25 protein-coding genes are annotated in these 19,601 nt (G+C 62.2%); 23 read left to right on the forward strand and 2 right to left on the reverse strand.

Annotated elements, in window-relative coordinates:
* Positions 1–85 precede the first annotated feature (85 nt).
* The 3 genes from rpoC to LB538_RS13100 all read left to right on the forward strand — a co-directional run bounded on the left by rpoC (position 86) and on the right by LB538_RS13100 (position 6,205).
* Complete coding sequence (gene rpoC, locus LB538_RS13090; RefSeq protein ID WP_224532656.1) at positions 86–4,282, forward strand: DNA-directed RNA polymerase subunit beta'; 4,197 nt, start codon at positions 86–88, stop codon at positions 4,280–4,282.
* A gap of 80 nt (positions 4,283–4,362) precedes the next feature.
* On the forward strand, positions 4,363–5,028 hold the full coding sequence (locus tag LB538_RS13095; RefSeq protein ID WP_224532658.1) for an O-methyltransferase: 666 nt from the start codon (positions 4,363–4,365) through the stop codon (positions 5,026–5,028).
* 94 nt (positions 5,029–5,122) lie between these two features.
* A complete protein-coding gene (locus LB538_RS13100; RefSeq protein ID WP_224532659.1) occupies positions 5,123–6,205 on the forward strand; it encodes a WG repeat-containing protein in 1,083 nt (360 codons plus the stop codon).
* A gap of 19 nt (positions 6,206–6,224) precedes the next feature.
* On the opposite strand, the gene LB538_RS13105 is transcribed toward LB538_RS13100, so the two are convergent.
* Both LB538_RS13105 and LB538_RS13110 read right to left on the reverse strand, forming a co-directional pair.
* Positions 6,225–7,154 (reverse strand): Gfo/Idh/MocA family protein, encoded by a 930-nt coding sequence (locus LB538_RS13105; protein WP_224532661.1) that lies wholly within the window; start codon positions 7,152–7,154, stop codon positions 6,225–6,227.
* A gap of 84 nt (positions 7,155–7,238) precedes the next feature.
* Positions 7,239–7,520 (reverse strand): transcriptional regulator, encoded by a 282-nt coding sequence (locus LB538_RS13110; protein WP_095765518.1) that lies wholly within the window; start codon positions 7,518–7,520, stop codon positions 7,239–7,241.
* Between the two features lie 463 nt (positions 7,521–7,983).
* On the opposite strand from LB538_RS13110, the gene rpsL reads away from it, so the two are divergent.
* From rpsL to rpsH, 20 genes are all read left to right on the forward strand, one after another.
* The gene (gene rpsL / locus LB538_RS13115; RefSeq protein WP_006202128.1) at positions 7,984–8,355 is read left to right on the forward strand and encodes a 30S ribosomal protein S12; all 372 of its coding nucleotides are present in this window, start codon (positions 7,984–7,986) and stop codon (positions 8,353–8,355) included.
* A gap of 9 nt (positions 8,356–8,364) precedes the next feature.
* A complete protein-coding gene (gene rpsG / locus LB538_RS13120; RefSeq protein WP_027170372.1) occupies positions 8,365–8,835 on the forward strand; it encodes a 30S ribosomal protein S7 in 471 nt (156 codons plus the stop codon).
* A 29-nt stretch (positions 8,836–8,864) separates the two neighbouring features.
* Positions 8,865–10,955 carry an elongation factor G gene (gene fusA / locus LB538_RS13125; protein ID WP_095765517.1) on the forward strand — a complete coding sequence of 697 codons (2,091 nt, stop codon included), beginning with the start codon at positions 8,865–8,867 and terminating at the stop codon, positions 10,953–10,955.
* 65 nt (positions 10,956–11,020) lie between these two features.
* Entirely contained in the window at positions 11,021–12,196 is a 1,176-nt protein-coding gene (tuf, locus tag LB538_RS13130; protein WP_095765516.1) for an elongation factor Tu, read from the forward strand.
* Between the two features lie 69 nt (positions 12,197–12,265).
* The gene (gene rpsJ, locus LB538_RS13135) at positions 12,266–12,574 is read left to right on the forward strand and encodes a 30S ribosomal protein S10 (protein ID WP_006205468.1); all 309 of its coding nucleotides are present in this window, start codon (positions 12,266–12,268) and stop codon (positions 12,572–12,574) included.
* Between the two features lie 61 nt (positions 12,575–12,635).
* A complete protein-coding gene (gene rplC, locus LB538_RS13140) occupies positions 12,636–13,352 on the forward strand; it encodes a 50S ribosomal protein L3 (RefSeq protein ID WP_095765515.1) in 717 nt (238 codons plus the stop codon).
* Positions 13,352–13,972, forward strand: coding sequence for a 50S ribosomal protein L4 (rplD, locus tag LB538_RS13145; RefSeq protein WP_095765514.1), 621 nt, complete (start codon positions 13,352–13,354; stop codon positions 13,970–13,972). The genes rplC and rplD overlap by 1 nt, the downstream gene beginning before the upstream one ends.
* Positions 13,969–14,262 carry a 50S ribosomal protein L23 gene (locus LB538_RS13150; RefSeq protein ID WP_040983033.1) on the forward strand — a complete coding sequence of 98 codons (294 nt, stop codon included), beginning with the start codon at positions 13,969–13,971 and terminating at the stop codon, positions 14,260–14,262. The genes rplD and LB538_RS13150 overlap by 4 nt, the downstream gene beginning before the upstream one ends.
* Before the next feature lie 22 nt (positions 14,263–14,284).
* On the forward strand, positions 14,285–15,118 hold the full coding sequence (gene rplB, locus LB538_RS13155) for a 50S ribosomal protein L2 (protein ID WP_095765513.1): 834 nt from the start codon (positions 14,285–14,287) through the stop codon (positions 15,116–15,118).
* A 16-nt stretch (positions 15,119–15,134) separates the two neighbouring features.
* Complete coding sequence (gene rpsS, locus LB538_RS13160; protein ID WP_006205463.1) at positions 15,135–15,413, forward strand: 30S ribosomal protein S19; 279 nt, start codon at positions 15,135–15,137, stop codon at positions 15,411–15,413.
* A gap of 2 nt (positions 15,414–15,415) precedes the next feature.
* A complete protein-coding gene (gene rplV, locus LB538_RS13165; RefSeq protein ID WP_006205462.1) occupies positions 15,416–15,805 on the forward strand; it encodes a 50S ribosomal protein L22 in 390 nt (129 codons plus the stop codon).
* The gene (rpsC, locus tag LB538_RS13170) at positions 15,805–16,539 is read left to right on the forward strand and encodes a 30S ribosomal protein S3 (protein WP_095765512.1); all 735 of its coding nucleotides are present in this window, start codon (positions 15,805–15,807) and stop codon (positions 16,537–16,539) included. The genes rplV and rpsC overlap by 1 nt, the downstream gene beginning before the upstream one ends.
* A gap of 27 nt (positions 16,540–16,566) precedes the next feature.
* Positions 16,567–16,980: a 50S ribosomal protein L16 gene (rplP, locus tag LB538_RS13175; RefSeq protein ID WP_095765511.1), complete on the forward strand. Its 414-nt coding sequence runs from the start codon at positions 16,567–16,569 to the stop codon at positions 16,978–16,980.
* Positions 16,981–16,992: 12 nt separating this feature from the next.
* On the forward strand, positions 16,993–17,193 hold the full coding sequence (gene rpmC / locus LB538_RS13180; protein ID WP_042642190.1) for a 50S ribosomal protein L29: 201 nt from the start codon (positions 16,993–16,995) through the stop codon (positions 17,191–17,193).
* Positions 17,194–17,197: 4 nt separating this feature from the next.
* Entirely contained in the window at positions 17,198–17,437 is a 240-nt protein-coding gene (rpsQ, locus tag LB538_RS13185) for a 30S ribosomal protein S17 (protein ID WP_023675136.1), read from the forward strand.
* A gap of 82 nt (positions 17,438–17,519) precedes the next feature.
* Positions 17,520–17,888, forward strand: coding sequence for a 50S ribosomal protein L14 (gene rplN, locus LB538_RS13190; protein WP_006205457.1), 369 nt, complete (start codon positions 17,520–17,522; stop codon positions 17,886–17,888).
* A gap of 12 nt (positions 17,889–17,900) precedes the next feature.
* Positions 17,901–18,215 carry a 50S ribosomal protein L24 gene (gene rplX, locus LB538_RS13195; RefSeq protein ID WP_095765510.1) on the forward strand — a complete coding sequence of 105 codons (315 nt, stop codon included), beginning with the start codon at positions 17,901–17,903 and terminating at the stop codon, positions 18,213–18,215.
* Positions 18,208–18,786, forward strand: coding sequence for a 50S ribosomal protein L5 (gene rplE, locus LB538_RS13200; RefSeq protein WP_095765509.1), 579 nt, complete (start codon positions 18,208–18,210; stop codon positions 18,784–18,786). The genes rplX and rplE overlap by 8 nt, the downstream gene beginning before the upstream one ends.
* Positions 18,787–18,812: 26 nt before the next feature.
* Entirely contained in the window at positions 18,813–19,118 is a 306-nt protein-coding gene (rpsN, locus tag LB538_RS13205; protein WP_042642199.1) for a 30S ribosomal protein S14, read from the forward strand.
* Between the two features lie 12 nt (positions 19,119–19,130).
* Positions 19,131–19,529, forward strand: coding sequence for a 30S ribosomal protein S8 (rpsH, locus tag LB538_RS13210; protein WP_066989600.1), 399 nt, complete (start codon positions 19,131–19,133; stop codon positions 19,527–19,529).
* The last annotated feature ends 72 nt before the right edge of the window (positions 19,530–19,601 follow it).

The following is a 19,601-nucleotide window of genomic DNA, read 5'->3' on the forward strand; positions in this document are numbered from 1 at the left end:
TCGGCCGGTTCGACCGGCCATTCTGCGGACATTTCGTCCGCGATCGATGCAAGGGGTTATCGAGGACCCCGAAAAGGAGAACGGCATGAACCAAGAGGTCATGAATCTCTTCAATCCGCAGGCGCCTGCGCAGGTGTTCGATTCCATCCGGATCTCGCTTGCCAGCCCAGAGAAGATTCTGTCCTGGTCGTTCGGCGAGATCAAGAAGCCGGAGACCATCAACTACCGCACCTTCAAGCCGGAGCGTGACGGCCTGTTCTGCGCGCGCATTTTTGGTCCGATCAAGGACTATGAGTGCCTGTGCGGCAAGTACAAGCGCATGAAGTACAAGGGCGTCATCTGCGAAAAGTGCGGCGTCGAAGTCACGCTGTCGCGCGTTCGCCGCGAGCGCATGGGCCATATCGAGCTCGCCGCGCCCGTCGCCCATATCTGGTTCCTGAAGTCGCTACCTTCGCGCATCGGCACGCTGCTCGATATGACGCTCAAGGATATCGAGCGCGTGCTCTACTTCGAGAACTACATCGTCACCGAGCCGGGCCTCACCGCGCTGAAGGAGAACCAGCTCCTCAGCGAGGAAGAGTACATGATTGCCGTCGACGAGTACGGCGAGGACTCTTTCACCGCCATGATCGGCGCCGAGGCCATTCATGACCTTCTGGCCGGCATGGACCTGGAGAAGATTGCCGGCGACCTGCGTTCGGAGCTGGCCTCGACCACGTCCGAGCTCAAGCAGAAGAAATACCTGAAGCGGCTCAAGGTCGTCGAGAACTTCATGGAATCCGGCAACCGTCCGGAATGGATGATCATGAAGGTGGTTCCGGTGATCCCGCCGGACCTGCGCCCGCTTGTCCCGCTGGACGGCGGCCGCTTCGCCACGTCGGACCTCAACGACCTCTACCGCCGCGTCATCAACCGCAACAACCGCCTGAAGCGGCTGATCGAGCTGCGCGCGCCCGGCATCATCGTGCGCAACGAAAAGCGCATGCTGCAGGAAGCCGTCGATGCGCTGTTCGACAACGGCCGTCGCGGCCGCGTCATCACCGGCGCCAACAAGCGTCCGCTGAAGTCGCTGTCCGACATGCTGAAGGGCAAGCAGGGCCGGTTCCGCCAGAACCTGCTCGGCAAGCGCGTCGACTATTCCGGCCGCTCGGTCATCGTGACCGGTCCGGAGCTCAAGCTGCATCAGTGCGGCCTGCCGAAGAAGATGGCGCTCGAGCTCTTCAAGCCCTTCATCTACGCCCGCCTCGACGCCAAGGGTTTCTCCTCGACCGTCAAGCAGGCGAAGAAGCTGGTCGAGAAGGAGCGTCCGGAGGTCTGGGACATCCTCGACGAGGTCATCCGCGAGCATCCGGTGCTCTTGAACCGTGCGCCGACGCTGCACCGCCTCGGCATTCAGGCGTTCGAGCCGATCTTGATCGAAGGCAAGGCGATCCAGCTGCATCCGCTGGTCTGCACCGCCTTCAACGCCGACTTCGACGGCGACCAGATGGCGGTCCACGTGCCGCTGTCCCTGGAAGCGCAGCTTGAAGCCCGCGTGCTGATGATGTCGACCAACAACATCCTGCACCCGGCCTCCGGCGCGCCGATCATCGTGCCGTCGCAGGACATGGTTCTCGGTCTCTACTATCTCTCGATCGTCAACCAGAACGAGCCGGGCGAAGGCATGATGTTTGCCGACATGGGCGAGCTCCAGCATGCGCTGGAGACCAAGGCCGTGACGCTGCACGCCAAGATCAAGGGCCGCTTCCGCACCGTCGACGCGGAAGGCAAGGTCGTGTCGAAGATCTACGACACCACGCCTGGCCGCATGATCATCGGCGAGCTTCTGCCGAAGAACGTCAACGTGCCGTATGAGACCGCCAACCAGGAGATGACCAAGAAGAACATCTCCAAGATGATCGACACCGTCTACCGCCACTGCGGTCAGAAGGAGACGGTCATCTTCTGCGACCGCATCATGGCGCTCGGCTTTGCGCACGCCTGCCGTGCCGGCATTTCGTTCGGCAAGGACGACATGCTGATCCCGGACACCAAGCTGAAGCTGGTTTCCGACACCGAGGCTTTGGCCAAGGAATACGAGCAGCAGTACAATGACGGCCTGATCACGCAGGGCGAGAAGTACAACAAGGTCGTCGACGCCTGGGCCAAGTGCTCGGAGAAGGTCGCCGACGAGATGATGGCGCGCATCAAGGCGGTGGAGTTCGAGGACAACGGCCGTCAGAAGCCAATGAACTCGATCTACATGATGTCGCATTCGGGTGCGCGCGGTTCGCCCACCCAGATGCGTCAGCTCGCCGGCATGCGTGGCCTGATGGCCAAGCCCTCGGGTGAAATCATCGAGACGCCGATCATCTCGAACTTCAAGGAAGGCCTCACCGTGCTCGAGTATTTCAACTCGACCCACGGCGCCCGCAAGGGTCTGGCCGACACCGCCTTGAAGACGGCGAACTCGGGTTACCTCACCCGCCGCCTGGTCGACGTGGCGCAGGACTGCATCGTCAACTCCGTGGATTGCGGCACCGACAAGGGCCTCACCATGCAGCCGATCGTCGATGCCGGTCAGATCGTTGCCTCGGTCGGCCAGCGCGTGCTGGGCCGCACTTCGCTCGACGACATCAATCATCCGGTCACCGGCGACCTGCTGGTCAAGGCCGGAACATTGATGGACGAGCGCGATGTGGAGCAGATCGAGAAGGCCGGCGTGCAGTCGGTCCGCATCCGTTCGGCGCTGACCTGCGAGGTCAGGACCGGTGTGTGCGCGGTCTGCTACGGTCGCGACCTGGCCCGCGGTACCCCCGTCAACCAGGGCGAGGCCGTCGGAGTCATCGCGGCGCAGTCGATCGGCGAGCCGGGCACCCAGCTCACCATGCGTACCTTCCACATGGGCGGCACGGCGCAGGTGGTGGATTCCTCGTTCCTTGAAGCCTCCTATGAGGGCAAGGTGCAGATCCGCAACCGCAACGTGGTCCGCAACTCGGAAGGCCAGCAGATGGTCATGGGCCGCAACATGGCGGTGCTCATCCTCGATGAGACCGGCAAGGAGCGCGCCACGCACCGCGTCGCCTATGGTTCGCGTATTTTCGTGGACGATGGCGACAAGGTGAAGCGCGGCCAGCGTATCGCCGAGTGGGATCCCTATACCCGCCCGATCCTCACCGAAATCGAGGGCAGGGTGGCGTTCGAGGATCTGGTCGACGGCATCTCCGTGCAGGAAACGGCCGACGAGTCGACCGGCATCACCAAGCGCGAGGTCATCGACTGGCGTTCGACGCCGCGCGGCAACGACCTGAAGCCCGCGATCGCCATCCAGGACGCCAAGGGCAAGGTCGGCAAGCTGTCGAAGGGCGGCGATGCACGCTTCCTGCTCTCGGTCGAGGCCATCCTCTCGGTCGAGCCGGGTGCACATGTGAAGCCTGGCGACGTGCTGGCGCGTATCCCGATGGAAAGCGCCAAGACCAAGGACATCACCGGTGGTCTGCCGCGCGTTGCGGAACTGTTCGAGGCTCGCCGTCCGAAGGATCACGCCATCATCGCCGAGATCGATGGCACGATCCGTTTCGGCCGCGACTACAAGAACAAGCGCCGCATCATCATCGAGCCGCATGACTCGACGCTCGAGCCGGTGGAGTACCTGATCCCGAAGGGCAAGCCGTTCCATCTCCAGGACGGCGACGTCATCGAGAAGGGCGACTACATCCTCGACGGCAATCCGGCGCCGCACGACATCCTGGCGATCAAGGGCGTGGAGGCGCTTGCCTCCTATCTCGTCAACGAGATCCAGGAGGTCTACCGTCTGCAGGGCGTGTCGATCAACGACAAGCACATCGAGGTGATCGTTCGCCAGATGCTGCAGAAGGTCGAGATCACCACGCAGGGCGATTCGACCTACATCCCGGGAGACCACGTCGATGTGATCGAACTGGAGGAGGTCAACGAGCGCCTGATCGAGGACGGCAAGAAGCCGGCCGAAGGTCAGCCGGTGCTGCTTGGCATCACCAAGGCCTCGCTGCAGACGCCGTCCTTCATCTCGGCCGCCTCCTTCCAGGAGACGACCAGGGTGCTCACCGAGGCTGCGGTTGCCGGCAAGACCGACATGCTGCAGGGCCTGAAGGAAAACGTCATCGTAGGCCGTCTGATCCCGGCCGGCACGGGCGGCACGATGAGCCAGATAAGGCGCATCGCCACCTCGCGCGACGAGCTCATCATCGACGAGCGCCGCAAGGCCTCCGGTGTCGAGGTCGCCGAGCCGATGCTGACCGACATGGTCAACGCCGCGCAGTAAGCGCGATGAAATGAGAAAACGAGAAAAGGGGCCCGCGCGGCCCCTTTTCGCATTTTGACTTGATGCAACGAGGAAGAGCTATGAGCAGCAAGACCTGGACGGCTGTCGACGACTACATCGTTTCCTCCCTTTTCGAAGCGGACCCGGTGCTCGATGCCACGCTGGCGGCCAACCGCGACCACGGCCTGCCGGCGATCGACGTCTCGGCCGTGCAGGGCAAACTGCTGTCGCTGCTGGTGCGTATTCGCGGCGCCAAGAAGGTGCTGGAGGTCGGCACGCTTGGCGGCTACTCGACCATCTGGATGGCAAGGGGATTGCCGGCGGACGGCAAGGTGGTGACGCTGGAGCTTGATCCGCACCACGCCAAGGTCGCGCGTTCGAACTTCGAACGGGCAGGGGTTTCAGACAAGATCGACCTGCGCATCGGCCCGGCGCTGCAGTCGCTTGCCGCGCTGGCAGGCGAAGATACCGGTCCGTTCGACTTGATCTTCATCGACGCCGACAAGCCGAACAACCCGAATTATCTCGACTGGGCGATGAAACTCTCGCGCTCAGGCACGGTCATCGTCTGCGACAATGTCATCCGTGACGGCGCGGTCGTGAAAAAGAACAGCGGCGACGCCAATGTCGAAGGCGCTCGCGCCGCTTTTTCGTTCATCGGCGGCGAGAAGCGGCTGGACGGCACCGCCATCCAGACCGTCGGCGCCAAGGGCTATGACGGATTTGCCATCGCGATCGTGGACTAAGGCAACGGCCAGCGCCGCTATTTGGTACAGTTGACCTGAAGTCTGTGTGTGGTCCACTCTCTTAGGCCGCACGTTTTGGTCGAAGAGAGCAGCGATGGCAACCTTCTATAGTCACCAAGAATTGTGGCCGTTGCGTTCTAAGTCGAATGGCAAAACCGGATATATTGACCGCAATGGCGATTGGGCCATCAAACCCACGTTTGAAATGGCCACCCGTTTCCATGGCGGCAGGGCCGCTGCACGTTTGACCGATCGATGGGGAGTTCTCAACAGGCGAGGCGATTGGCTGGTTGCGCCGCCGGGAACCACCCACCTTCGAACATACGGAGAAGGCCCGACACGTGCGCAGGTAGATCAAAAATGGGGCCTTATGAGCGACGATGGAAACTGGATCGTTGAGCCACAGTTTTCATTCATGTCATGGTTTTCGTCCGGCCTTTGCACCGTCGTTTTTGATGGAAAGTACGGCTGCATCAATTTCGCTGGGGGCTGGGTCATTCCGCCCATCTACGCAATGAGCGGAGGGTTCTATGGCGGCCTAGCAGTCGCGAAACTTCCAGGCGGCCTGTTTGGCTGCCTGGATACCAACGGAAGCTGGGCTGTTCCGCCCACTTTCAGACAGCTTTCCAGATATGATCCTTCAAGCGGCCTTGCAGTTGCTGGTGTCATGACTGATGCCCGAGGGTATCTCGAAGGCTATATCGACCTGAATGCGCAATGGGCTATCGAGCCAAGGTTTCATTGCGCAGATCATTTCTCCGACGGATTTGCTTGCGTACAACGAGGCGACCCCGGCGATGACATCACCCTCAAACACGAAAGATGGGGATTTATCGACCGTACGGGCGCTTGGACCATAGAGCCGAGTTTTCAAGGTGGCCGCCAGTGCTCAGAAGGAGTGGCTCCGGTCGAATATCAAGACCGATTTGGCTTCTTGGATATGCAGGGCAAGTGGGTGTTTGAGCCAATGTTGGACGTTGCGTGGCCGATGTTCAATGGTCTCGCCGAGGCCAATATCAACAATAAGTATGGGTTTCTCGATCGCTCGATGAATTGGGCCGTCAAACCAATCTACGACAAAACTGAAGACTTCGGAGACCTAATACGCGTTGAATTCGGAGGCGACGAAATGTACATCGATCGACTTGGCCGCAAACTGGATGGCTCTGCAGGCTGATGATATTCCTTTTATTGACTTAGTCGAAAAACGCCTCGACCACGTTGCGCTTGCCGAGCATGAAAGCGTCGGCGACGTGTTGCAGCGGCGCGAGGTCGACATCCGAAGTGCCTGCGCGAACAATCTCGGCGAAGCGCTTGTAAAGCATCGGGTATTCGGCTTCCGGCTCGTCATGGATCATGCGCCCGTCGACGGCGAGCTTCGCGCCGCCGCCGGACAGCACCATTCTGCCCTTGTCGGTCTCGGCGACGATGTCCCAGCTTTGCGGGCCGGTCTGCAGCCAGTCGAGCTCCATCGTCACCGGCAAGCCGGTCGACGTGCGGAAGGCGACATGCGCCGCGACCGGTGCTGCGCGGTTCTCGGGAAAATCGAGCACGGCCGAGGTGATGAACATCGCAGGCAAGATGTGTGTGGCGATCGACAGCGCGTTGATGCCGGGATCGAACACGCCGAAGCCGCCCGGCTCCCAGATCCATTCCTGATTCGGATGCCAGCGCCGCACGTCTTCCTTCCAGTTGATGGCGGCCGAAGTCAGTCTGGCCGAGGCAAGGAAAGCGCGCGCGGCCTCCACCGCCGGCGCGTAGCGCGAATGCCAGCTGGCAAAGAGCGAGACGCCGTTCCTTTCGGCAAGCGCCTTGAGGTGCTCGACCTCGCTGACCGTGGCGCCCGGCGGCTTTTCGAGGAACACGTGCTTCCTCGCTTCCAGCGCGGTGCGCGCGGCGTCGTAACGGAACTGCGGCGGCATGCAGAGCGAGACCGCCTCGAGGCTGGGCTCGGACCCCAGCATCGCTTCGATGCTGGGATAGTTCGCAATGCCGTCCACCTTGCCGTGGCGGCTGGCCGCCGCTGTCAGTTGATATTTGCCGTCCTTGGCGACCGCCGGCAGGTGCTGGTCGCGGACGATCTTTCCCACGCCGACGATGCCGAGCTTGATGGGATTGCTGGTCATGGGAACTCCAAGGAATGAAAGAGTGTGTCTAGGCAGGGCAGGTTTGTCCGGCAAGTCTGGCAAATATGACGCTGGCCGCGCTTTTCAGATCGGCTCTTCAAAGGTGACGATCGAAACCTCGCCCTCCAATGCGCCCTGATAGGCCGACAGATGCGGCTCGTCGTCGGGCTCGCCCTCCATGTCGCCGATCTGGTCGAGCTCGGCCTCGGCGTAACCTTCGGCGGCAAGCGATTCGAGCGCGCGGCGCACGGCAGAATCATCGTCGGGCGCCACAAGCATCACATGAACGCCTTCCGGCTTGCCGCCTTTCTTCTTCCAGACCCGTCCGGTGATGATCGTGACCGGCCGTTCTTCATTGTCGTTCACGGGCTGATTCCTCGTTTTCCCCGAGATTGTCCGATGCAAGCCGCCTTTTGGCACGAAGCCGGGCCACAGGACAGCGCAAAGCCGGTCACTTTCTTCCCCGCTCTTGAAAAAAGACGCAAGAAAATTACATGCGTTTTCCGCATGGCTGCCCAGCCTCGCGTTGGGCGCAATATTTGCCCCGCCGGGGTTGACGGACCCTGGGGTTGCGAGTAGAAGCCGCGACGTCAGAACCGATGTGAGGCTCTCCTGTCCGAAGCGACACGCTTTGGAGTTTGCCTCAAACAGGGTTCGTTTTACGAGCGAAAAGACATTTCCGGCGCGCATGAAGCGGCTTCCGCTTCCTCTGCAATTTGTTCGGGCAGGACCGCGAGACGCGGTGTGTTGCCCGAATTTGCGTATGGAAATGACGCTTTGAGCGGCCCCCTGACAGGGCAGACACGGAATTGAGAGACAAGAGGGTTTAATGCCTACCGTCAACCAGCTGATCCGCAAGCCGCGCCTGGCGCCGGTGAAGCGCAACAAGGTCCCGGCCATGCAGCAGAACCCGCAGAAGCGGGGCGTCTGCACGCGCGTCTACACCACGACGCCGAAGAAGCCGAACTCGGCGCTTCGCAAGGTGGCCAAGATTCGCCTGACCAACGGTTTTGAAGTGATCGGCTACATCCCCGGCGAAGGTCACAACCTGCAGGAACACTCGGTGGTCATGATCCGCGGCGGTCGCGTCAAGGATCTGCCGGGCGTCCGCTATCACATCATCCGCGGCGTGCTCGACACGCAGGGTGTGAAGAACCGCAAGCAGCGTCGTTCGAAATACGGCGCCAAGCGTCCGAAGTAAGGGTTTCCCATGTCCCGTCGTCACAGTGCAGAAAAGCGTGAGATCAATCCGGACCCCAAGTTCGGCGATCTGATCGTCACCAAGTTCATGAACGCCGTCATGTATGACGGCAAGAAGTCGGTTGCCGAGACCATCGTCTACGGCGCGCTGGACCAGGTCCAGGCCAAGACCAAGCAGGAGCCGGTCACCGTCTTCCATCAGGCGCTCGACAATGTCGCGCCGCATGTGGAAGTGCGCTCGCGTCGTGTCGGCGGCGCCACCTATCAGGTTCCGGTCGATGTGCGTCCCGAGCGTCGTCAGGCGCTGGCCATCCGCTGGCTGATCGCCGCCGCGCGCAACCGCAACGAGACCACCATGGTCGACCGCCTCTCGGGCGAGCTGATGGACGCGGCCAACAACCGCGGCACGGCCGTCAAGAAGCGTGAAGACACCCACAAGATGGCGGAAGCCAACCGCGCCTTCGCGCACTACCGCTGGTAAAGCGCGAACGAGACTGAGAGGCACCTCCCATGGCCCGCGAATACAAAATCGAAGACTACCGCAATTTCGGTATCATGGCGCATATCGACGCCGGCAAGACGACGACGACCGAGCGCGTCCTCTATTATACGGGCAAGTCGCACAAGATCGGCGAAGTCCATGACGGCGCTGCCACCATGGACTGGATGGAGCAGGAGCAGGAACGCGGCATCACCATCACCTCGGCCGCGACCACGACCTTCTGGAAGGGTCGCGACGGCAAGATGCGCCGCTTCAACATCATCGACACCCCCGGACACGTCGACTTCACCATCGAAGTCGAGCGTTCGCTGCGCGTGCTCGACGGTGCCATCGCGCTGCTCGACGCCAACGCCGGCGTGGAGCCGCAGACCGAGACCGTGTGGCGCCAGGCCGACAAGTACCACGTGCCGCGCATGATCTTCTGCAACAAGATGGACAAGATCGGCGCCGACTTCTACCGCTCCGAGGAAATGATCGGTTCGCGCCTCGGCGCGCAGGCCGTCGTCATGCAGCTGCCGATCGGCGCCGAGACCGAGTTCAAGGGCGTCGTCGACCTCGTCGAGATGAACGCGCTCGTCTGGCGTGACGAGACCCTGGGCGCTGCCTGGGACGTCGTTGAGATCCCGGCCGACCTCAAGGACAAGGCCGAGCAGTACCGCGAGAAGATGATCGAAGCCGCCGTCGAGATGGACGAGACCGCGCTCGAGAATTACCTCGAAGGCAAGATGCCGTCGAATGACGAGATCCGCGCGCTGATCCGCAAGGGCACCATCGCGGTCAAGTTCTTCCCGATGTTCTGCGGTTCGGCCTTCAAGAACAAGGGCGTGCAGCCGCTGCTCGACGCCGTCGTCGAATACCTGCCGTCGCCGATCGACGTGCCGGCCATCAAGGGCGTCGATGCCAAGACCGACGCCGAGATCGAGCGTCATGCCGACGACAACGAGCCGCTGTCTATGCTGGCGTTCAAGATCATGAACGACCCGTTCGTCGGCTCGCTGACCTTTGCCCGCATCTATTCGGGCAAGCTCACCAAGGGCACCTCGCTCGACAACACGGTGAAGGGCAAGAAGGAGCGCATCGGCCGCATGCTGCAGATGCATGCGAATTCGCGCGCCGACATCGAGGAAGCCTATGCCGGCGACATCGTCGCTCTGGCTGGCCTCAAGGACACGACCACCGGCGATACGCTCTGCGATCCGCTGCATCCGGTCATCCTGGAGCGCATGGAATTCCCCGATCCGGTCATCCAGATCGCCATCGAGCCGAAGACCAAGAACGACCAGGAAAAGATGGGCCTCGCGCTGCATCGCCTGGCGGCTGAGGATCCGTCCTTCCGCGTCAAGACCGACGAGGAAAGCGGCCAGACCATCATCGCCGGCATGGGCGAGCTGCATCTCGACATCATCGTCGACCGCATGCGCCGCGAGTTCAAGGTCGAAGCCAATGTCGGCGCCCCGCAGGTGGCCTATCGCGAGACGATCACCCGCACGCACGAGCAGGATTACACGCACAAGAAGCAGACCGGCGGTACCGGCCAGTTCGCCCGCGTCAAGATCATCTTCGAGCCGAACACCGAGAGCGAAGAGTTCGTGTTCGAGTCCAAGATCGTCGGCGGTGCGGTTCCGAAGGAATACATCCCGGGCGTCGAGAAGGGCATCAACAGCGTCATGGGTTCCGGACCGTTCGCCGGCTTCCCGATGATCGGTGTCAAGGCCACGTTGGTCGATGGCGCCTTCCACGACGTCGACTCCTCGGTGTTGGCGTTCGAAATCGCCTCCCGCGCCTGCTTCAAGGAAGCCGCTCCGCGCCTCGGCGTGCAGCTTCTGGAGCCGATCATGAAGGTCGAGGTCGTGACGCCGGAAGATTACGTCGGCGGCGTCATCGGCGATCTCAACGGCCGTCGTGGCCAGATCCAGGGTCAGGAAGCGCGCGGCGTTGCCGTCGTCATCAATGCGATGGTGCCTTTGGCCAACATGTTCAAATACGTCGACAATCTGCGTTCGATGTCGCAGGGCCGCGCCCAGTACACGATGCAGTTCGATCACTACGAGCCGGTTCCGACCGCGGTCGCCCAGGAAGTTCAGAAGAAATACGCGTAACTCGAGCGGGTTGCACGAGACCTTAATTCAAGGCCCGCACGGGCAAGCAGGATTGGAGAGATCACATGGCAAAAGGTAAATTCGAGCGCACCAAGCCGCATGTGAACATTGGCACGATCGGTCACGTCGATCATGGCAAGACGTCGCTGACGGCGGCGATCACGAAGTATTTTGGCGAATACAAGCGCTATGACCAGATTGACGCGGCACCTGAAGAGAAGGCGCGCGGCATCACGATCTCGACGGCGCATGTCGAGTATGAGACGGCCAACCGTCACTATGCCCATGTCGACTGCCCCGGCCACGCCGACTATGTGAAGAACATGATCACGGGTGCGGCGCAGATGGACGGCGCGATCCTGGTGGTTTCGGCCGCCGACGGCCCGATGCCGCAGACCCGCGAGCACATCCTGCTTGCCCGCCAGGTCGGCGTTCCTTCGATCGTCGTGTTCCTGAACAAGGTCGACCAGGTCGACGACGCCGAGCTGCTGGAGCTGGTCGAGCTCGAGGTTCGCGAGCTTCTGTCGAAGAACGAGTTCCCCGGCGACGACATTCCGATCGTCAAGGGTTCGGCGCTGGCTGCGTTGGAAGATTCCAACAAGACCATCGGCGAGGACGCCATCCGCGAGCTGATGGCGCAGGTCGACGCCTATATCCCGACGCCGGTTCGTCCGCTGGACAAGCCGTTCCTGATGCCGATCGAGGACGTGTTCTCGATCTCGGGCCGCGGCACGGTTGTGACCGGCCGCGTCGAGCGCGGCGTGGTCAAGGTCGGCGAGGAGCTGGAGATCGTCGGCATCCGTCCGACCACCAAGACGACCTGCACGGGCGTTGAGATGTTCCGCAAGCTGCTCGACCAGGGCCAGGCCGGCGACAACATCGGCGCGCTGCTGCGCGGCGTCGACCGTGAAGGCGTGGAGCGCGGCCAGGTTCTGGCCAAGCCCGGCACGGTCAAGCCGCACAAGAAGTTCGTGGCCGAAGCCTACATCCTGACCAAGGACGAGGGCGGCCGTCACACGCCGTTCTTCACCAACTACCGTCCGCAGTTCTACTTCCGCACGACGGACGTGACGGGCATCGTGACGCTGCCGGCCGGCACCGAGATGGTGATGCCCGGCGACAACATCACCGTCGACGTCGAGCTGATCGTGCCGATCGCGATGGAAGAGAAGCTGCGCTTCGCCATCCGCGAAGGCGGCCGCACCGTCGGTGCCGGCATCGTCGTCACCATCAAAGAGTAATTTGGACTGAAACCGATCTGTCGCGGGCGCGGGAGCTGCCCGCGCCGCGCCAGAACAAGGAATTGACGCATGAACGGACAGAATATCCGCATCCGCCTTAAGGCGTTTGACCACCGGGTGCTCGACGCCTCGACGCGCGAAATCGTGTCGACCGCCAAGCGCACCGGCGCCAACGTCCGCGGCCCAATCCCGCTGCCGACGCGGATCGAAAAATTCACGGTCAACCGGTCGCCCCACGTCGACAAGAAGAGCCGCGAACAGTTCGAGATGCGCACGCACAAGCGGCTGCTCGACATCGTCGATCCGACCCCGCAGACGGTCGATGCTTTGATGAAGCTCGATCTGGCCGCCGGTGTCGACGTCGAGATCAAGCTCTAAGGGAATGAGAGAGCGGTAAGGGGCGGTGCCCCTGGCCCGGAACTCTAAAGGAATTGAACCGATGCGTTCAGGTGTGATTGCAAAGAAGGTGGGAATGACCCGCATCTATAACGATGCCGGCGAACACGTTCCCGTCACCGTTCTCCAGATGGAGAACTGCCAGGTCGTGGCCCAGCGCACGCAGGAGAAGAACGGCTACACCGCCGTCCAACTCGGCGTTGGCCTTGCCAAGGTGAAGAACACGTCGAAGGCGATGCGCGGCCATTTCGCCGCCGCTTCCGTCGAGCCGAAGGCCAAGGTCGCCGAGTTTCGCGTCTCCGCCGACAACATGATCGACGTCGGCGCCGAGCTGACCGTCGAGCATTTCGTCGCCGGCCAGAAGGTGGACGTCACCGGCACCTCGACCGGTAAGGGTTTTCAGGGCGTGATCAAGCGGCACCACATGGGCGGTGGCCGCGCCACGCACGGTAACTCGGTCTCGCACCGCACGCACGGCTCGACCGGCCAGCGCCAGGACCCCGGCAAGGTGTTCAAGGGCAAGAAGATGGCCGGCCACATGGGCGACACCCGCGTCACCACGCAGAATGTCGAGGTCGTTTCGACCGACGCCGATCGCGGCCTGATCCTGATCCGCGGCGCGGTTCCCGGCGTCAAGGGCGCCTGGATCCTGGTTCGCGACGCCGCCAAGGTTGCGCTGCCGGCCAATGCGCCGAAGCCGGCCGCGATCCGCGCCGCTGCCGCCAAGAACGAAGCCCCGGCCACTGAGGGAGCCGAATAATGGATCTCAAGATCACAACGCTGGGCGGCAAGGACGCCGGCAAGGTGGAACTCTCCGAGGAGATTTTCGGCCTTGACCCGCGCGAGGACATCCTGCAGCGCGTCGTGCGCTGGCAGCTCGCCAAGAAGCAGCAGGGCACGCACAAGGCCAAGGGCCGCGCCGAAATCGCGCGCACCGGCGCCAAGATGTACAAGCAGAAGGGTACGGGCCGCGCCCGTCACCACTCGGCCCGCGCTCCGCAGTTCCGCGGCGGCGGCAAGGCACACGGCCCGGTCGTTCGCAGCCATGAGCACGAGCTGCCGAAGAAGGTCCGTGCGCTTGGCCTCAAGCACGCTCTCTCGGCCAAGGCCAAGAGCGCTTCGCTGATCATCGTCGACGAGCTGAAGCTCACCGAAGCCAAGACCAAGGCGCTGGTGGCGAATTTCGAGACGCTGGGGCTGACCAACGCCCTGGTCATCGGTGGCGCCGAGCTTGACCAGAACTTCAAGCTGGCCGCGACCAACATTCCGAACATCGACGTGCTGCCCATCCAGGGCATCAATGTCTACGACATTCTGCGCCGCGGCACGCTGGTCCTTTCAAAGGCCGCCGTCGAGGCTCTCGAGGAGCGCTTTAAATGACCGACCTCCGTCACTACGACGTGATCGTCTCGCCGGCGATCACCGAAAAGTCGACCATGGCTTCCGAGCAGAACCAGGTCGTCTTCAACGTCGCCAAGAAGGCGTCGAAGCCGGAAATCAAGGCTGCCGTGGAGGCTCTCTTCGGCGTCAAGGTGACGGCTGTGAACACGCTCGTCCGCAAGGGCAAGATCAAGCGCTTCCGCGGCACCGTTGGCCGCCAGGGCGACGTCAAGAAGGCGGTTGTGACGCTGGCCGACGGCCAGTCGATCGACGTCGCGACGGGTCTCTGAGCAAGGCCGCGAGGACAGGACAATGGCACTTAAGAAATTCAACCCGGTAACGCCGAGCACCCGCCAGCTGGTCATCGTCGACCGCTCGGGCCTCTACAAGGGCAAGCCCATCAAGGGCCTGACCGAAGGCCTGACCAAGTCGGGCGGCCGCAACAACTACGGCCGCATCACGGCCCGCTTCATCGGTGGCGGCCACAAGCGTTCGTACCGCATCATCGACTTCAAGCGTAAGAAATACGACGTCGTCGGCACGGTCGAGCGTATCGAATACGATCCGAACCGCACCGCCTTCATCGCACTGATCAAGTATGACGACGGCGAGCTGTCCTACATCCTGGCCCCGCAGCGTCTTGCTGCCGGCGACAAGATCGTGGCCGGCGAAGCGGTCGACGTGAAGCCGGGCAACGCGATGCCGCTGGCCTCGATGCCGGTCGGCACGATCGTCCACAACATCGAGCTGAAGCCGGGCAAGGGCGGTCAGGTCGCCCGTTCGGCTGGCGGTTACGCCCAGCTCGTTGGCCGCGACCAGGGCATGGCGATCCTGCGCCTCAACTCGGGCGAGCAGCGTGTCGTGCACGGCTCTTGCATGGCCACCGTCGGTGCCGTGTCGAACCCCGACCACGGCAACATCAACGACGGCAAGGCCGGTCGCACCGTGTGGCGCGGCAAGCGCCCGCACAATCGCGGCGTGGCCATGAACCCGGTCGACCATCCGCATGGCGGCGGCGAAGGCCGCACCTCGGGTGGCCGTCATCCGGTTTCGCCTTGGGGCAAGCCGACCAAGGGTAAGAAGACGCGGTCCAACAAGGCGACCGACAAGTTCATCCTGCGCTCGCGTCATCAGCGCAAGAGCTAAGAAGAGGTAACGCCAAGTGACTCGTTCGATTTGGAAAGGCCCCTTTATCGATGGCTACCTTCTCAAGAAGGTGGACAAGGTTCGTGAAGGTGGTCGCAATGAGGTGATCAAGATGTGGAGCCGTCGCTCCACCATCCTGCCGCAGTTCGTCGGCTTCACCTTCGGTGTCTACAACGGCCAGAAGCACGTTCCCGTCTCGGTGAACGAGGACATGGTCGGCCACAAGTTCGGTGAATTCGCTCCGACCCGGACCTATTACGGTCACGGCGCGGATAAGAAGGCGAAGAGGAAATAATCATGGGCAAGGCCAAAGCTCCGCGCAGGCTTGCTGATAACGAGGCGCGTGCCGTTCTGCGCACGATCCGCATCAGCCCGCAGAAGCTCAACCTGGTTGCCGCGCTGATCCGCGGCAAGAAGGTCGCGACAGCGCTTTCCGACCTCGAATTCTCGGCCAAGCGGATTTCCGGCACGGTCAAGAAGACGCTGGAGTCGGCGATCGCCAATGCGGAAAACAATCACGACCTCGACGTCGACGCTCTGATCGTGGCGGAAGCCTATGTCGGCAAGTCGATCGTCATGAAGCGTTTCCACGCTCGTGGCCGCGGCCGCGCCAGCCGTATCGAAAAGCCGTTCTCGCACCTCACGATCGTCGTTCGTGAAGTCGAGGAAAAAGGGGAGGCCGCATAATGGGCCAGAAAGTCAATCCGATCGGGCTGCGTCTCGGCATCAACCGTACCTGGGATTCGCGCTGGTTCGCGAACACGGGCGAATACGGCCAGCTGCTGCACGAAGATCTCAAGATCCGCAAGTATCTCGAGAAGGAACTCAAGCAGGCCGCGATTTCGAAAGTCGTGATCGAGCGCCCGCACAAGAAGTGCCGCGTCACCATCCACGCCGCGCGTCCGGGCCTCATCATCGGCAAGAAGGGCGCCGACATCGAGAAGCTTCGCAAGAAGCTGACCGAGATGACGAAGTCCGAAACGCACCTCAACATCGTTGAAGTGCGCAAGCCGGAAATCGACGCCACGCTGGTCGCCCAGTCGATCGCCCAGCAGCTCGAGCGCCGCATCGCGTTCCGCCGCGCCATGAAGCGTGCCGTTCAGTCGGCCATGCGTCTCGGCGCCGAAGGCATCCGCATCAACTGCTCCGGCCGTCTCGGCGGCGCCGAGATCGCGCGCATGGAGTGGTACCGCGAAGGCCGCGTGCCGCTGCATACGCTGCGCGCCGACGTCGACTACGGCACGGCCGAGGCGAACACGGCCTACGGCATCTGCGGCGTCAAGGTGTGGGTGTTCAAGGGCGAGATCCTCGAGCATGACCCGATGGCTTCCGAGCGCCGTGCAACCGAAGGCGATGCCGCGCATGGCGGCGGCGGTGCTGGCGGTGAGCGCGAACGCGGCCGCCGTCGCGAGAACGCCTGAGACATTTGAGAATTTGGAGTTAGAACGATGCTGCAGCCAAAGCGCACAAAGTTCCGCAAGCAGTTCAAGGGCCGTATCCACGGTGCCGCCAAGGGCGGCACCAATCTGGATTTCGGCGGTTTCGGGCTGAAGGCGCTTGAGCCGAACCGCGTCACCGCGCGCGAGATCGAGGCGGCCCGCCGCGCGATCACCCGCGAGATGAAGCGCGCCGGCCGCGTCTGGATCCGGGTGTTCCCGGACCTGCCGGTCACCTCGAAGCCGACCGAAGTCCGCATGGGTAAGGGCAAGGGCGCCGTCGACTACTGGGCGGCGCGCGTCAAGCCCGGCCGTATCATGTTCGAGATCGACGGCGTCAGCGAGGAGACCGCTCGTGAAGCGCTGCGTCTCGGCGCCGCCAAGCTCTCGGTCAAGACGCGCTTCGTGCAGCGCATCGCAGAATAAGGACAGGCGATCATGAAAGCCGAAGACATCCGGACCAAGACCCAGGATCAGCTGACCGACGACCTGGCCGCTCTCAAGAAGGAGCAGTTCAACCTGCGCTTCCAGAAGGCCACCGGCCAGCTCGAAAAGACCGCGCGCGTGAAGCAGGTCCGCAAGGACATCGCGCGCATCAAGACCATCGCCGCGGAAAAAGCCGCGGCCAAGAAGGGTTAAGACCATGCCAAAGCGCATCCTGCAGGGCACCGTCGTCAGCGACAAGAACGAGAAGACGGTCGTGGTCAAGGTCGAGCGTCGCTTCACGCATCCCGTGATGAAGAAGACCGTGCGCATGACCAAGAAGTACAAGGCGCACGACGAGAACAACGCCCACAAGGTCGGCGACCAGGTGTTCATCCAGGAATCGAAGCCGATTTCCAAGGACAAGCGCTGGGTTGTCGTCTCTTCGGATCAGGCTTGATCCGGGCGAACGAACCGAATTTTGGACAGACCGGGGAGGGGTGAAGAACCCGTCCCGTTAGAAAAGAAGAAGGCGGCCAGTCATGATTCAGATGCAAACAAACCTCGACGTCGCGGATAATTCCGGCGCCCGTCGTGTCATGTGCATCAAGGTGCTGGGCGGCTCGAAGCGGAAATATGCCTCCGTCGGCGACATCATCGTGGTGTCGATCAAGGAAGCCATTCCGCGCGGCCGCGTTAAGAAGGGCGATGTGATGAAGGCGGTCGTGGTTCGCACGGCCAAGGACATCCGCCGCCCGGACGGCAGCGTGATCCGTTTCGACAAGAACGCGGCCGTTCTCGTCGACAATAAGAAAGAGCCGATCGGCACCCGTATCTTCGGACCGGTTCCGCGCGAATTGCGCGCCAAGAACCACATGAAGATCATCTCGCTCGCGCCTGAAGTGCTGTAAGGAGCCGGACCAATGCAAAAGATCAAAAAAGGCGACAAGGTCGTCGTGCTTGCCGGCAAGGACAAGGGCCGTTCGGGCGAAGTCCTGTCGGTGCAGCCGAAGGAAGACACCGCGGTCGTCCGCGGCGTGAACCTCATTCGCCGTCACCAGAAGCAGACCCAGTCGCAAGAGGCCGGGATCATCACCAAGGAAGCGCCGATCCACCTGTCGAATATCGCGCTGGCCGACCCCAAGGACGGCAAGCCGACCCGCGTCGGCTTCACCATCCAGAAGGATGGCAAGAAGGTGCGCGTCGCCAAGCGTTCGGGAGAAGTCATCAATGGCTAAGGCTGAAACCAAGCAGGCAACTGCCAAGAACGAGCCGCGCCTCAAGAAGGTCTACAACGAGACCATCCGCAAGGCGATGCAGGAGCAGTTCGGCTACGACAATGACATGCAGGTTCCGCGCATCGACAAGATCGTGCTGAACATGGGTGTCGGCGAAGCAACCGCAGACTCCAAGAAGCCCTCGGTCGCGGCCGAGGATCTCGCGCTGATAGCCGGCCAGAAGGCCGTCGTCACCCGCGCCCGCAACTCGATTGCCGGCTTCAAGGTGCGCGAGAACATGCCGATCGGCGCCAAGGTCACGCTGCGTAAGGAACGCATGTACGAGTTCCTCGACCGCCTCGTGAACATCGCGCTGCCGCGCGTTCGCGACTTCCGCGGACTGAACCCGAAGAGCTTTGACGGCCGTGGCAACTACGCCATGGGCATCAAGGAACACATCGTGTTCCCGGAGATCAACTACGACAAGGTTGATCAGGTCTGGGGCATGGACGTCATCGTTTGTACGACGGCGAAGACGGACGACGAGGCAAGAGCGCTGCTCAAGGCCTTCAACTTCCCCTTCCGCCAGTAACGGCAGCGAAAAAGGAAACATCTGAAATGGCAAAGACCAGCTCAGTCGAGAAGAACAACCGGCGCCGCAAGCTCGCCGACCAGTACGCCGCCAAGCGCACGGCGCTCAAGGCCATCATCATGGATCAGTCCAAGCCGATGGAAGAGCGTTTCCGCGCCCAGTTGAAGCTTTCGGCGCTGCCGCGCAACTCGGCCAAGATCCGCATCCGCAATCGCTGCGAGGTGACGGGCCGTCCGCGCGCCTACTATCGCAAGCTGAAGCTTTCGCGTATCGCGCTTCGCGATCTGGGCAATACCGGCCAGATCCCGGGCCTCGTCAAGTCGAGCTGGTAAGGAGACACTGAGATGTCATTGAGCGATCCTCTCGGCGATATGCTGACCCGCATCCGCAACGCCTATGGCCGCAAGAAGTCGAGCGTTTCGACCCCGGCCTCGCGTCTGCGTGCCCGCGTCCTCGAAGTGCTGAAGTCGGAAGGCTATATCCGCGACTACAGCCAGACGGACTTCGAAAACGGCAAGTCGGAAATCGAGATCGAGCTGAAATATTTCGACGGCGCCCCGGTTGTGCGCGAGATCGAGCGCGTCTCGAAGCCTGGCCGTCGCGTCTATGTCTCGGCCAAGTCGATCCCGCACGTCGCCAACGGCCTGGGCATCGCCATCCTTTCGACGCCGAAGGGCGTCATGGCCGACCATGAAGCGCGCGAGCAGAATGTCGGCGGCGAAATCCTCTGCCAGATCTTCTGATCGGCCAAGAGATTGATGAATGGGCTTCGGTTCTCGGGATCGCGCCCGGGAACTGGAACCTGAAACGAAAGA

Source organism: Mesorhizobium sp. Ca11 (assembly GCF_020165275.1).
Lineage (GTDB): Bacteria > Pseudomonadota > Alphaproteobacteria > Rhizobiales > Rhizobiaceae > Mesorhizobium.